This is a genomic window from uncultured Intestinimonas sp. (assembly GCF_944387725.1).
Lineage (GTDB): Bacteria > Bacillota > Clostridia > Oscillospirales > Oscillospiraceae > Intestinimonas.
Genome location: NZ_CALXGA010000060.1, coordinates 1 through 13,157 on the forward strand (window position 1 = coordinate 1; position 13,157 = coordinate 13,157).

A 13,157-nucleotide genomic window follows, 5' to 3' on the forward strand; every position below is an offset into this window, starting at 1 on the left:
AATTTCCGCAAAAAAGCGCGAATTTCCGTATAAAAACGGAGATTCGCGCTTTTTGACGGGGCGCCGGCGGAAGGGAAGCAGCGGGGGCAGGGAGAGCCGCCGCGCCGGAAAACCGGGGGGCTCGCCATCCTGATTGCCCCTCTTGCAAACCCGTCAAAACATGGTATACTATACCTACCAATGACGGGAAACGAGGAATTGAATATGGAACGCACCAAAATCGCGCGCATCTTCGCGGACCAGGAACAGTACGGCGGTAAAGAGGCCGCCGTCTGCGGCTGGGCCCGCACCATTCGGGACATGAAGACCTTCGGCTTCATCGAGCTCAACGACGGCTCCTGCTTCAAGAACCTGCAGGTGGTCATGGACGCCAACACCCTGGAAAACTACAAGGAGATCGCCGGGCAGAACGTGGGGGCCGCCCTGCGGGTCTCCGGAACCGTGGTCCTGACCCCGGAGGCCAAGCAGCCCCTGGAGCTCAAGGCCGCCTCCATTGTGGTGGAGGGGCCCTCCACCCCCGACTATCCCCTCCAGAAAAAGCGCCACAGCGTGGAGTACCTGCGGACCATCCAGCACCTGCGGCCCCGGACCAACCTCTTCTCGGCCGCCTTCCGGGTGCGGAGCGTGGCCGCCCAGGCCATCCACACCTTCTTCCAGGACCGGGGCTTCGTCTATATCCACACCCCCATCATCACCGCCTCCGACTGCGAGGGGGCGGGAGAGATGTTCCGGGTCACCACCCTGGACCTGGCCGACGTGCCCAAAACCCCGGACGGCGCCGTGGACTACAGCCGGGATTTCTTCGGCAAGAGCGCCAACCTCACCGTCTCCGGCCAGCTCAACGCCGAGAATTTCGCCATGGCCTTCGGGGACGTCTACACCTTCGGCCCCACCTTCCGGGCGGAGAAGTCCAACACCACCCGCCACGCCGCCGAATTCTGGATGATCGAGCCAGAGATGGCCTTCTGCGATCTGGAGGGGGACATGGACGTGGCCGAAGCCATGATTAAGTTCATCCTGCGGACGGTGATGGAGAAGTGCCCCGACGAGATGGCCTTCTTCCACTCCTTCGTGGACAAGGGGCTCCTGGAGCGCCTGGAGCATGTGGTCTCCTCCGGCTTCGGCCGGGTGACCTACACCGAGGCCATTGAGCTGCTGAAATCCTCCGGCCACAAGTTCGACTACCCTGTGGAATGGGGCTGCGACCTCCAGACCGAGCACGAGCGCTGCCTCACCGAGCAGATCTTCCGCAAGCCGGTCTTCGTCACCGACTACCCCAAGGACATCAAGGCGTTCTATATGCGCCTCAACGACGACGGAAAGACCGTGGCCGCCGCCGACTGCCTGGTGCCCGGAGTGGGGGAGATCATCGGCGGGAGCCAGCGCGAGGAGCGCCTGGACGTGCTGGAGGCGCGCATCCGGGAGCTGGGCATGGACCCCAAGGACTACTGGTGGTACCTGGACCTGCGGCGCTACGGCGGCTGCAAGCACGCCGGCTTCGGCCTGGGCTTCGAGCGCATTGTCATGTACCTCACCGGCGTGGGCAACATCCGGGACGTCCTGCCCCACCCCAGAACGGTGGGCAGCGCCGACTTCTGAGCCCTGCCGGTTCGCATCAAAAAAGCTGGAGCGCAGCAATGGCGCTCCAGCTTTTTGTCTGTTATGACGCTTTTGGAGGAAGAGAATCCGGAGGCTCAAGCCTCCTCCAGCTCGGCCAGGGTAGGCAGGGCGGGGATGGCCCCGCTGCGGGAGCAGGTCAGGGCGGCGGCCCGGTTGGCAAAGGCCAGGATGGGCTCCAGTCCGGCGGGAGTCAGACCCTCCAGGGGGTGGTCCCCCCGGCGGCACAGGCGGCTGAGGGCCGCCCCCAGAAAGGCGTCCCCCGCCCCGTTGGTGTCGGCCACCCGGACCGGAACCCCCGGCGCCCGGCCCGCCGCCCCGTCCAGGCGGTAGAAGACCCCGCCGCCCCCCAGGGTCACCAGCACCAGGGAGACGCCCAGATCCCGGAGCCGGGCGGCGCCGTCCTCCAGGTCTTCCGTGCCGCTGAGCAGGGGGAGCTCCTCCTGGGAGAGCTTGAGCACGTCCACCAGGGGCAGGGGCTGGCGCATCTGCGTCTCCGCCTGGGCCCGGTCCGGCCAGAGGGCGGGGCGGTAGTTGGGGTCGTAGCTCACCAGGGCGCCCAGCCGGCGGGCCTCCCGAACGGCGTGGAGGACGGCCTCCCGGGCGGGGGAGGCGGTGAGGCTCACCGAGCCGAAGTGGAGGAATTTCGTCCGGGCCAGGACCTGCGAGTCCACCTCCTCCTGGGTGAGCTGTCCGTCGGCCCCCCGGAGGAAGGTAAAGTCCCGCTCCCCGGCGGCGTCCACCGTCACCACCGCCAGGGTGGTGGCGGCGGAGCCGGTGCGCAGGCCGGAGAGGTCCACCCCATTTTCGGCCAGCACCCCGGTGAGATAGGCCCCCAGGCCGTCCCGGCCCACCTTGCCCAAAAAGGCCGTCCGCGCCCCCAGCCGGGCGGCGGCCACCGCCACATTGGCGGGAGCCCCGCCGGGGTTGGCCGCAAAGAGGGGGACGCCCGCCGGGCCGGTCCCCGTCTGGGTCAGGTCAATCAGTACCTCGCCGATGGCTGTGATGTCTGTCATGCTCTGCCGCCTCCAATTCTCTCCCCTCTGCGGGGGTTCCCGCCGCGCCCTTTTCCGCCTCTCCACAGCGCGGATGGGCTGTTTTACCTTCCCTATATGATACCATTCCACCCCCGGACTGTAAATCATCTGTATTTTACGGAATCGCGGAGGAACGGTCTGTTTTCTTGTCCGGCGCCGCTTCCTGGCGTATGAGCATTTTTTCCAGAAACTGTAAACACACCAAATGGCCGGGTCCTTTGTCTGGTGAGCGGCACAATTTTTTCTTGAAATCCGCCCCGATTCCTGCAAAAAATTGCTGGCCGGCATCCCGGTCCTTCCTCTCTTGCGTTTGTATCAGACCCGCTCCTCCAGCCGGGCCAGGGGGAGAACGACGGTCATCCGGGTGCCCACGCCCTCCCGGGAGAGGACCTCCAGCCAGCCGCCGTGGCGGTCCACGATATACTTGGCGATGGCCAGACCCAGGCCGGTGCCGCCGGTCTGCCGGGTCCGGGACTGGTCGGTGCGGAAGAAGCGCTCGAAGATGTGGGGGAGGCTCTTCGGGTCGATGCCCTGGCCCTCGTCCTGGACGGAGAGGCGGGCGGTGTCCCCCTGGGGCTCCACCCGGATGGTGATGCGCCCGCCGGCGGGGGTATATTTGACGCTGTTGTCCACCAGCACCCGGAGGCACTGCTTCATGAGCCCCAGGTCGGCGTGGACGGGCACGGGACCGCCCGCCCACCGGGCGGCAAAGGGGTGAGTCTGGTCGATCATCTCGGTCTCCTTGAGGACCTGGGCGGCCACCTCGGTGAGGTCGAAGTCAGTCATCTCAATGTGCATGGAGTCGTTGTCCCCCCGGGCCAGGAAGAGAAGCTGCTCCACCAGCTCCTTCATGGCGCCGGCCTCGCTTCGGATGGCATCGATGGCCTCCTGGCGGGTCTCCGGGTCGTCCTTGCCCCAGCGATCCAGGAGGCTGGCGTAGCCCTGGATCACCGAGATAGGGGTGCGCAGCTCGTGGGAGGCGTCGGAGACGAAGCGCATCTGGGCCCGGTAGGCAGCCGCCAGCCGGTCCAGCATGGCGTTGATGGCCTCAGCCAGGGTCCGCAGCTCCTTCTGGGTACCGGAGACGGGGATGCGGGTGTCCAGGTGGGAGGCGGTGATCTGGTCCAGCCGCCCGGCCAGGGCGGAGAGCTCCTTGGGGGACATGCCGGAGGGGGCGGAGGCGTTTCCCAGCCGGGCCGCCGCCGCCGCCAGCTCCTGGATGGGCCGGAGGGTCTTTTTGATGAGACCGGCGTTGCGGAAGAGGTTCCACAGCAGGCTGAAGAGCTGGCATAGGAGGAGAATCCGCCCGGCATAGGCCAGCAGCCGCACGGGCCCCTCCAGATTCAGGGTGATGGCATAGGGCGCCCCCTGGTTGTCCAGGGCCAGGGAGTAGGAGGCGCCCCGGCCCACCTGGCCGGTCCAGGGCCCCAGAAAGAAGGGGCCCTCCCCCAGGGAGAGGGTCTGTTCACCGGCTCCGAAGAGGTCCAGCCCCAGGGCGTTGAAGCGGATGAGCCGCCCGAAGATCCACAGGCCGTCCCCCTCCGGCGGGGCGTCCAGGGTGGTGATGGCGTAGTCCCCGGCGGACATCCACAGGGATGCCTCGGGGGAGGGAATGCCCCGCTGCTCCACCAGCTCCGCCACGTCCAGGCACTGCCGGTGGGACCAGAGGAGAAGCCCGCCCAGGGCCAGGCAGAGGAGGAGGAGGCCGGTGCCGATGTGGACCCCCAGCAGCCGCAGGAAAAGGCGCAGGTTCAGCCGCAGGACAATGGAGGAGCGGATGCGTCCGGGGGGCTTTGGTTGTCTTCTGGGCACACTCCGTGCCTCCCTTCTGTTTTGTCCGGATTCCCTCCCCTGGTGGGAAACCAGCTCTGCGGTGTCAGCCGCAAACCCCGCCGGTCAGGCGTCCCCCTGGCGGAGCCAGTCCAGGACGGGGTCCAGGGCCTCTGGGCTGACCCAGTCGGCCCCGTGGGCAAAGGCCTCCTTCATGGCCAGGGCCATGGGGTCCTCTGTCCGTTCCCGGTCCACCTTCCGGGCCATGGGGGCCATCATCAGCCGCCAGGGGAGGGTCAGGCGGTCTGGGGCATAGCCGCCCCGGAGGTAGAAGAGGGGCGCGCCCTCCAGGCCGTTGTCCTTGGCCAGCCGAAGGAGGGGGACCATTTCCAACGGGGACATCCCCACAGCGCAGACGGCCAGGACGTCGTACCGGGTCCGGGCCCGTCTGAGCCCGCGGACCCGCCCGGCGCAGAGCCAGCCCAGGTAAACCACCGCCGCCCCTGGGGCTGGCGCCCCTGGCCCCCTGGCGGGACAGGCCGGGAGCCCTGCGGCCTCCGCAAGCATTTGCGCATACCGCCGGGTAAATCCGGTAGCCGATACATAAAGCACCGCCTGGACCTCCATGCTCAGTCCTCCTCCCGGATCACATACCCCACGCCCCGGACGGTATGGATGATCTTGACCCCGAATTTTTCGTCGATTTTGGAGCGCAAAAAGCGGATATAGACGTCCACGGCGTTGGTCTCCCCGGCGAAATCGAAGCCCCAGACGTTGTCCAGCAGGGCCTCCCGGGTGAGGACCTTCTCCTTGTGCTCCAGCAGGCAGCGCAGCAGGTCGAACTCCCGGCGGGTGAGCTCCACCTCGGCCCCCTTCACCGTGACCTCATGGCGCTCCACATCCATGACCAGCGGACCGCAGGTGAGCCTGGGGAGCTCCTGGGCGGCGGGGCGCTTGCGGAGGGCCGCCCGGATGCGGGCCAGCAGCTCCTCAATGGCGAAGGGCTTGGTGATGTAGTCGTCAGCCCCGGAATCCAGCCCCGCCACCTTGTCCACCACCGTGTCCCGGGCGGTGAGCATGATGACCGGCGTCTGGCTCTCCCGGCGCAGGCGGCGCAGGACCTCCATGCCGGAGAGGGCCGGGAGCATGATGTCCAGTAAAATGAGGTCGTACCCCCCGGACAGGGCCCGATCCAGCCCCGAACGGCCGTCGAAGGCCTTGTCTACCTCATAGCCCTCATACCGCAGCTCCAGCTCCACCATCCGGGCCAGCTTCTCCTCGTCCTCCACCAGCAGGATTTTCTCCGCCATATTCCGCGCCTCCTTGTTACCGTTTCGTTTCCCGGCTCTTCTGCCGGGCCCGCCTGGCCGCCCGGTCCAGGGCCTCCGCCGCCCGGCGGCGGGCGCTCCCCAGCAGCCCCCCCGCCGGCAGGTCGGGCCCCGTGAACCGGTACCGGAACCCCAGCACCCACCCGATGAGCAGCAGCGGGACCATGATCTGGGGGAAGCAGGCCAGCAGCAGCGCCAGCACCAGCAGCGGCATGGCCGTCACCTGCCGCCCCCTCCGCCAGACCTCCATGCGGTTCACCCGGCCCCTGTGGAGGAGGTCCCGGAAGCCCTTCCACAGAACATCCCAGGTGAGGTCAGTCCCGGCGCTCCGGTCTCCCCCCCCGGCGTTCCCCGCCGGTCCGGCCCCGGCGGCCAGCGCCCCCCCGGCCTGGGGAGAAGCCTGCCGGGTGGAGTAAAAGCCCCCGCCGGCGGGTGGGACGGCGGAACCCTGCCGTTCCAGCTCCAGCAGGGCCTCCAGCAGGTCGCCGTCCTGCCGCTCCAGGACCGAAAGGGCGGCGATCTCGTCCACGCCGGAGGCCGCGCACAGCCGCCGGACCTGTTCCGTGGTGACGGTCACGGCCTTCCCCTCCTCTCTCCGGTCTCTTCCTTAGCATACCCCCGCCGCGTGAAAGGGGGATTTACCGATTCTTTAAGTTCCATTAAAAATGCGCCCCGGCCGGGTTTCGCGCCCTCCGGTTCAGGGCCATTATACCCGTTTTTCCGGCCGTCTTCAACCGATGCTTTCCTTTTTGCAATTTTGGTTTACCCTCTCCCGGCAGTGTGCTATAATAATGTCCGCGGAATAAACCGCAGAGCGGTTGATTCACGCCCCGCAGCAATCGCCGGACCTGGCGGCTGTGGACATGCAGAAGGGAGTGGAGACCATGGGAGGGCGGCGGCTTTCCATTTTGTGGGCGGGGGCCCTGGCCCTGGCCCTGATCCTGGGCCTCCGGGCCGGGGCGGCCTCGGGGGAGGCCTGGGATGCCAACGTGATCTTTCTGGCCCTCAACGACTCCCCGGTGCCCCTCGCCGACAGCTCCATGCCCATCAACGTGGGGGGGACCATCTACATCCCCTACTATTACCTGGACGCCAACCAGAACGGAGGCATCCAGTTCGGGGTCTACAACGGGGGCCAGAACCGGGTCCACAACACTTTGACCCTCTACAACAGCGAGCCCAGGAACCTGACCTTTGATTTGCGGACGGGGGTTTCCTACGACTACTACCCGGACGGGGCGCAGCAGGACCCCACCGCCATCATCCGCAACGGCCAGATTTACGTCTCGGCCAGCTCCACCTGCCGGTACTTCGGCCTGCGGTACACCTACAGCAACATCGCCCTGGGGGACAAGAGCTACCCCTTTGTCCGCATCTGGAACAGCAGCGCCGCCCTGTCCGACGCCCAGTTTATCAGCGCGGCCAACACCTCCTATCACATCCAGCTTCAGAACTACTACCGTGCTGTCATGGGCCAGGGCAGCGAGACCCCCGCCCCTTCGGAGAGCATCCCCGCCGCCACCCCCAGCCCGGAGGCCGGCCGCCGGGGGGTGCGGGTCTACCTGGCCATCCGGTGTGAGACCGGAGAGGCGGGGGAGGAGATGCTGGATTCCCTGCTGGCCAACGGCTATGGGGCCCTGATCCTCTTCCCGGCGGAGGAGGTGGCGGAACAGGACGGCCTCATCCGCCGGGCGGTGGGGGAGGGGCACATGATCGGCCTCATCCCCCCGGCGGGGGGGCTGGCGTCCGCCCGGTCCGCCCTGGAGGAGGCCCAGGTTCTTCTCTCCCACATCGCCAGGACCGCCACCCCCATCGTGTATACGGAGGACCCGGCCCTGTCCGCCGGCCTGGAGGCGGAGGGCTGGCTGTGCTGGGAGAGCACGTTCTCGGTCCTGCCTGACGGAAGCCGGAGCGCCTACAGCCTTTACAACACCCTGGTCCAGGGTCTGGAGGGCCGGGACGCCTGGGCCAGAATCACCCTGGACGACAGCCAGACCTCCTACGATGTGCTCACCCGCCTGCTGCGCACCCTCCAGGCGGACCGCTACAGCGTCCGGCTGCCGGTGGAGACCACCTTCTAGGGCTTGTTTGAAAAATGTCAACATGCCCAATCAGCGGGGCTTTTGTCCCCTGGACGGCGCAATTTTTCCTTGCAATCCGCCAGGATTCCTGCGAAAAAATTGCTTGCCAGCGGCCCAAAATCCCTCGCTGCCGGACACATCGCCAATTTTCAAACAAGCCCTCACGGGGGGCAAGGCCCCTTGTGAGGGTCCGGCGTCCCGCTGGACTCTCGAACCGGATGGAATCCGGTCAAACGGCCCCCACCGGACCCACAAAGACAAGGAGATCCCCATGAAAGATATCTATTACTTTGACAACGCCTCCACCTCCTTCCCTAAGGCCCCCGGGGTGGCCGAGGCCATGGCCCGGTGCCTGGCGGAGGTGGTGGGGAGCGTGGGCCGGGGCAGCCACACCGGAGCCTACGCCGCCGCCTCCCGGACCCTGGAGATCCGGGAGGCCCTCTGCCGCTTCTTCGGAGCCCCGGCGGCCCGGAATGTGGTCCTCACCCCCGGGTGTACCTACGCTCTGAACCTGGTGCTCAAGGGCCTGCTGCGGCCGGGAGACCGGGCTGCGGCCTCGGTGATGGAGCACAACGCCGTGCTCCGCCCCCTCCGGCAGCTGGAGCGCCGGGGTGTGGAGACGGTGCGGCTGCCCTGCGGCCCCGACGGCCTCCTGGACCTGGAACAGGCCGAGGCTCTGCTGACCCCCGGCCTTCGGCTGTGCGTGCTCACCCACGTCTCCAACGTCTGCGGCGCCCTCCAGCCCATTGAGGCGGTGGGACGGCTGTGCCGGGAGCGGGGCATCTTCTTCTGCGTGGACGCCGCCCAGAGCGCGGGGCCGGTCCCCCTGAACATGGGGGCCCTGGGCATCGACGCCCTGGCCCTGCCGGCCCACAAGAGCCTGCTGGGGCCCCAGGGCCTGGGGGCCCTCCTCCTCACCGACGCCCTGGCCGGGGCGCTGGAGCCCCTGGTAGCTGGGGGGACCGGCAGCCAGTCCGACCTGCTGGATATGCCCCCCTTCCTGCCCGACCGCTTCGAGGCGGGCACCCTGAACCTGCCGGGCATCTACGGCCTGGGGGCCGCCCTGGACTGGTGGGCGGCCCAGGACGCCGCCGCCCTGCGCCGCCGGGAGCAAAAGCTCACCGGCCACCTCCTGGCCCGGCTCCGGGAGCTGGAGCCAGACGGCCTGCGGGTGCTGGGCCCCCTGGACCCGGAGCGGCAAATAGGGGTAGTGGCGGTGGACTTCCCCGGCCTGGACAACGCCGAGGCCGCCTTCCGCCTGGACCGGGACTTCCACATCCAGACCCGCTGCGGCCTCCACTGCGCCCCCCTGGCCCACCAGACCCTGGGCACCTTCCCCCAGGGGGCCGTCCGCTTCTCCGTGGGCCCCTTCACCCCCTTTGAGGACATCGACTACCTCCAGGCCGCCGTCTGTGAGCTTATGGGGGTCTGACCCCCTTTTCCCCATGCAAAAAAGCCCCCGGCCGGAGTTAGCTTCCGGCCGGGGGCTCTGCGATATCCTCTTAAAAGCTGCACCGGACGATGCAGGTGAGAGTCTGGCCGTCCACGGTACAGGTGATGGTGGTGTTGCCTTCGCCCACGGCGGTGACGGTGCCGTCGGAGGAGATGGAGGCCACGGAGGTGTTCCCGATGCTCCAGGTGGGGGTGGAGGAGGTGCCGGAGACCCGCATACGGAAGGTCTCCCCGGCGTACTGGAGGGTGAAGTCGGCCCGGTTCAGGCTCAGGTCCCCGGAGGAGGAGCTGGTCTCCCCGCCAGAGCTGGAACTGGTGAAGTTGCAGCGGACCGTGCAGGTCTCGCTGACCCCGTTGGGCAGGGAGGCGGTGATGGTGGCCTGGCCGTTCTCCGTGCCGTGGGTCACCAGGCCGTTGGCGTCCACGCTGGCCACCGCCGGATTGCTGCTGCTCCAGGTGACGGTGCCGCTGGCCCCCTGGGGGGTCAGGGTGGCCACCAGACGCACCGGGTCGGGATAGCGGTCGTTCATGGTGAAGTCGGCCCGGCTGAGGGTAATGCCGCTGGCCGTCCCGTTGCCGGTCTCAGGGGCCTGAGATGCCGGGGGCTGGGAGGCGGGCGCCTGGCTCTCCGGCGCCTGGGAGGCGGGGGACTGGGACTCCGGCGCAGGGGTGCCCTCCGGGGGAGCGGACTCCGGGGCCGGGGAGACGGTGGGAGGCGCGGTATCCACCGCGCCGCTCTCCACAGGTGCGGGGCTCCCACCGCCGGCGGTGACCTGACTGGCCCGGTTTACCAGGGGCAGCACCTGGGTGACCACGATGACCAGGGCCGCCAGGATGACGGCCAGAGAGACCACCGTGCGGATAATGCGGGGGGTGGTCCAGGGGTGATCTCCGCCGCCCAGACGTTTGCCGCCTGAGGCGTGGCCCTCCTCCTCCGGCAGGTCCGGGTCTTCCTCCGGCATGTGCCTTTTTTGGTCCTCCGCCTTCTCATCGCAGAAGGGACAGCGTTTATAGGTGACGGAATAGTCCTCTCCGCAGTTGGGACAGCGAATAACGGCGGAGCGGTTTCCTCCGGCGGTGCGTTTGCTGGACATGGCGGTTCTCCTCCCTAGGAAAAGTCATTGCTTCTATAGTACATGTTTCGATTGAAATCGTCAACCTTTCCCAGAGAAAAATAACGGATTGTTTACAACTTCCTCGCAGCCGGAGGCCCTTGACCCCGGCGGCCCGGTGCCTTATAATGGGGAAAACAGCAACAGGGCCCCGCCTCCGGCGGGAGGACCCGGCACAAAAGGAGTGGGGCGTGTGAATGAAGCCATGACCGCCGCGGCCATGCACAAACAGTACAGCGACGGGGTGACAGCCTTCCGGCAGCACATCGCCAACCCCGCCATGCGGCAGATGTTCAACGCCGGGGCGGACGAGTTCTTCCGCCAGTGCGCCCTGGGGGTGTGGCAGGCGGATGGGGGGAATGTGACGGCCCAGCATGTGGAGTGGTATAACGCCATCTACTGCCGGGGCAACCCGGTCCCCTCCGCCCTCTACTGGGAGCTGGGCACCGCCGTGGCCGAGTACTCCGGCTTCCGGGCCCCGGCCTTCTTCCAGAAGATGCGGGATTACGACCGGGCCTACCACCAGCATACCGCCCGGCGGTTCGTGGACTTGGTTACCCTGATGCTCCTGCTCTTCGCCGCAGTGGACGGCGCGGTGAGCGACCGGGAGGCGGGGTTTGTCAATGCCTGCGCCGACGCCCTCTCTGCCCTGTGCGACGCCGACGGCCTCCCCGACGACAAGCCCCGGACCGACGCCCAGGACTTTGTCACCCGCAGGGGAGAGGCCCCCAAGGAGGCCGCCGCACCGGCGGACACGGCGGGGGACCAGCCCCAGGAGGAGGCCCCGCCCCAGGAGTCCCTGGAGGACCTGCTGGCCGAGCTGGACGGTCTGTGCGGCCTGGAACAGGTGAAAAAGGACGTCAAGAGCCTCATCAATCTGGTAAAGGTCCGCAGGCTCCGGGAGAAGGAGGGCCTGCCGGCGCCCCCCATGTCCCTCCACCTGGTCTTTATGGGCAATCCCGGCACCGGCAAAACCACTGTGGCCCGGCTCCTGGCCCGGATCTACCACGCCATCGGGGTCCTCTCCAAGGGGCAGCTGGTGGAGGTGGACCGCTCCGGCCTGGTGGCCGGCTTTGTGGGCCAGACCGCCATCAAGACCAACGAAGTGATCCAGAAGGCCCTGGGGGGCGTCCTCTTCATCGACGAGGCCTACGCCCTCACCAGCCACGACAACCCCAACGACTTCGGCCAGGAGGCGGTGGAAACCCTCCTCAAGGGCATGGAGGACCACCGGGCCGACCTCATCGTCATTGTGGCCGGTTACACCGGCCTGATGGGGGACTTCATCCACTCCAACCCCGGCCTGGAGAGCCGCTTCAACAAGTATTTCTACTTTGAGGACTACGACGGGGACCAGCTCTTCTCCATCTTCCGGTCCATGTGTGAAAAAAACGGCTATGCTTTAAGCATCGAGGCGGAGGAATACGCCAAGGGGTATTTCAAGGGCCTCTATGAGGACCGGGACGAGAACTTCGGCAACGCCCGGGACGTGCGGAACATGTTCGAGCGGGCGGTGGCCCGTCAGGCCGACCGGGTGGCCGCCCTGGCGGACCCCACCAAGGAGCAGCTCATGGAGCTCACCCCCCAGGACCTCCGGGAGGAGGAAGCGGATCCGTCCAGTCCGGCGGCTCCCCCAGCTCCAGGCCCAGACGGAGCCTCAGATCCAGCCCCGTCCGAAAGGCGCGAATGAGCCCCTCCAGCGTGTGAGGAACCTGACAGGAGACGTACTCATGATAGAGGCTTTCTATGGTGGGCAGATACATGTCGGGTCCTCCTTGCTTTTATGACCTTTGCGTCATAACCATATCATGATGAATTCATCATGTCAAGGAGAAATTACGATGTCTTTTGCGGAGAGACTGCGGCTATTGCGGACGGAGCGCCAGCTCAGCCAGGTCCAGGTGGCCGCTGGTATCGGGATAGCCTGGCGCAACTATCAAAGGCTGGAGGCCCAGACCTCCCTGCCCAATTACCGCAACCTTCTGGCCCTGGCTGACTTTTTCCAGGTCTCCCTGGACTATCTGGCGGGCCGGACGGACCGGCGGGAGGTCAACCGCTGAGGCGCGACAGAAGCCGGGGACCCGCCGGTCCGGCGGCAGGCCCTCAACGCGGGAAGGCGATGACGGCGGCCAGCGGGTGACGCTGTGCGCCAAATGTGCGCCAAACGCCCATGTGAGCCACCATCTGGAAATAAAAAGAAAACCCTGTAACCGTTATGAACCGGTCCAGTAAAAACGGACAGTGACAAAAGGCCCCCTGATGTAGGAAAATAAACTACATCAGGGGGTCTTGTTATGGAAAAGCGGAAATACACACACGTTTAAGTATTGCTGCCTGAAATCAAGGCAATGCTGGCAGAGGGGAAAACCCAACGAGAAGTTGCAGAATACAACGGCTTTCATGATAAGCAGGTGGTAAAAAGGCTGCTTGCGCGTGAGCGGAGAAAAGAACGGAAGTTGGCAGCCGGAATCCTTCTGCGGCCCAAAGGACGACCGAGGAAAGATGCCGCGCCAAGAAACATTGTGGCAGAGCAAGCGTATGAGATCCAGCGCTTGCAGATGGAGAACAAATTGCTGCGGGATTTTCTGCACTTCACAGGAAGGAAGTGAGCGCAAGGGTAAAATACCACATCATATATCGTCACAGAGAGGAATATCCAATATCCGTCATGTGCGCGTTTTTTGCAGTATCCAGAAGCGGCTACTATGCCTTTGTCCACCGCCTGGACAGGCCGGAGAAGGATGCCGCCCTTGCAGAAAC

At 66.4% G+C, this 13,157-nt stretch carries 12 protein-coding genes; 6 read left to right on the top strand and 6 right to left on the bottom strand.

The genetic code is table 11. The annotated features are described in order from the left end of the window. Positions 1-204: 204 nt before the first annotated feature. On the top strand, positions 205-1,599 hold the full coding sequence (gene asnS / locus Q0K09_RS08540) for an asparagine--tRNA ligase (protein WP_294475287.1): 1,395 nt from the start codon (positions 205-207) through the stop codon (positions 1,597-1,599). Between the two features lie 95 nt (positions 1,600-1,694). Here the strand turns inward: asnS and Q0K09_RS08545 are convergent, their stop codons facing one another. From Q0K09_RS08545 to Q0K09_RS08565, 5 genes are all read right to left on the bottom strand, one after another. Then, a complete protein-coding gene (locus Q0K09_RS08545) occupies positions 1,695-2,633 on the bottom strand; it encodes a carbohydrate kinase (protein ID WP_294475289.1) in 939 nt (312 codons plus the stop codon). 336 nt (positions 2,634-2,969) lie between these two features. Then, positions 2,970-4,466: a HAMP domain-containing sensor histidine kinase gene (locus tag Q0K09_RS08550; RefSeq protein ID WP_294475291.1), complete on the bottom strand. Its 1,497-nt coding sequence runs from the start codon at positions 4,464-4,466 to the stop codon at positions 2,970-2,972. An 84-nt stretch (positions 4,467-4,550) separates the two neighbouring features. Then, positions 4,551-5,051 carry a hypothetical protein gene (locus tag Q0K09_RS08555; RefSeq protein ID WP_294475293.1) on the bottom strand — a complete coding sequence of 167 codons (501 nt, stop codon included), beginning with the start codon at positions 5,049-5,051 and terminating at the stop codon, positions 4,551-4,553. A gap of 2 nt (positions 5,052-5,053) precedes the next feature. Then, positions 5,054-5,734 (bottom strand): response regulator transcription factor, encoded by a 681-nt coding sequence (locus tag Q0K09_RS08560; protein ID WP_294475294.1) that lies wholly within the window; start codon positions 5,732-5,734, stop codon positions 5,054-5,056. Between the two features lie 16 nt (positions 5,735-5,750). Further along, positions 5,751-6,329, bottom strand: coding sequence for a hypothetical protein (locus Q0K09_RS08565; RefSeq protein ID WP_294475296.1), 579 nt, complete (start codon positions 6,327-6,329; stop codon positions 5,751-5,753). A 286-nt stretch (positions 6,330-6,615) separates the two neighbouring features. On the opposite strand from Q0K09_RS08565, the gene Q0K09_RS08570 reads away from it, so the two are divergent. Both Q0K09_RS08570 and Q0K09_RS08575 read left to right on the top strand, forming a co-directional pair. Beyond that, positions 6,616-7,833 carry a hypothetical protein gene (locus Q0K09_RS08570; protein WP_294475298.1) on the top strand — a complete coding sequence of 406 codons (1,218 nt, stop codon included), beginning with the start codon at positions 6,616-6,618 and terminating at the stop codon, positions 7,831-7,833. A 271-nt stretch (positions 7,834-8,104) separates the two neighbouring features. Beyond that, positions 8,105-9,265 (top strand): aminotransferase class V-fold PLP-dependent enzyme, encoded by a 1,161-nt coding sequence (locus tag Q0K09_RS08575; protein WP_294475301.1) that lies wholly within the window; start codon positions 8,105-8,107, stop codon positions 9,263-9,265. Between the two features lie 70 nt (positions 9,266-9,335). On the opposite strand, the gene Q0K09_RS08580 is transcribed toward Q0K09_RS08575, so the two are convergent. Further along, positions 9,336-10,379 carry an Ig-like domain-containing protein gene (locus Q0K09_RS08580; RefSeq protein WP_294475302.1) on the bottom strand — a complete coding sequence of 348 codons (1,044 nt, stop codon included), beginning with the start codon at positions 10,377-10,379 and terminating at the stop codon, positions 9,336-9,338. Positions 10,380-10,590: 211 nt separating this feature from the next. Here Q0K09_RS08580 and Q0K09_RS08585 point away from each other — a divergent pair, with 211 nt between their 5' ends. The 3 genes from Q0K09_RS08585 to Q0K09_RS08595 all read left to right on the top strand — a co-directional run bounded on the left by Q0K09_RS08585 (position 10,591) and on the right by Q0K09_RS08595 (position 13,006). Next, the gene (locus Q0K09_RS08585; protein ID WP_294475303.1) at positions 10,591-12,087 is read left to right on the top strand and encodes an AAA family ATPase; all 1,497 of its coding nucleotides are present in this window, start codon (positions 10,591-10,593) and stop codon (positions 12,085-12,087) included. Between the two features lie 151 nt (positions 12,088-12,238). After that, positions 12,239-12,457 carry a helix-turn-helix transcriptional regulator gene (locus tag Q0K09_RS08590; RefSeq protein WP_294475306.1) on the top strand — a complete coding sequence of 73 codons (219 nt, stop codon included), beginning with the start codon at positions 12,239-12,241 and terminating at the stop codon, positions 12,455-12,457. Positions 12,458-12,724: 267 nt separating this feature from the next. After that, on the top strand, positions 12,725-13,006 hold the full coding sequence (locus tag Q0K09_RS08595) for an imidazolonepropionase (protein ID WP_294475308.1): 282 nt from the start codon (positions 12,725-12,727) through the stop codon (positions 13,004-13,006). The last annotated feature ends 151 nt before the right edge of the window (positions 13,007-13,157 follow it).

Bases quoted from the DNA above. Each gene is read 5' to 3' on its own strand.
- asnS (WP_294475287.1), top strand. From the start codon at position 205: ATGGAACGCACCAAAATCGCGCGCATCTTCGCGGACCAGGAACAGTAC.
- Q0K09_RS08545 (WP_294475289.1), bottom strand. From the start codon at position 2,633: ATGACAGACATCACAGCCATCGGCGAGGTACTGATTGACCTGACCCAG.
- Q0K09_RS08555 (WP_294475293.1), bottom strand. From the start codon at position 5,051: ATGGAGGTCCAGGCGGTGCTTTATGTATCGGCTACCGGATTTACCCGG.
- Q0K09_RS08560 (WP_294475294.1), bottom strand. From the start codon at position 5,734: ATGGCGGAGAAAATCCTGCTGGTGGAGGACGAGGAGAAGCTGGCCCGG.
- Q0K09_RS08570 (WP_294475298.1), top strand. From the start codon at position 6,616: ATGCAGAAGGGAGTGGAGACCATGGGAGGGCGGCGGCTTTCCATTTTG.
- Q0K09_RS08575 (WP_294475301.1), top strand. From the start codon at position 8,105: ATGAAAGATATCTATTACTTTGACAACGCCTCCACCTCCTTCCCTAAG.
- Q0K09_RS08580 (WP_294475302.1), bottom strand. From the start codon at position 10,379: ATGTCCAGCAAACGCACCGCCGGAGGAAACCGCTCCGCCGTTATTCGC.
- Q0K09_RS08590 (WP_294475306.1), top strand. From the start codon at position 12,239: ATGTCTTTTGCGGAGAGACTGCGGCTATTGCGGACGGAGCGCCAGCTC.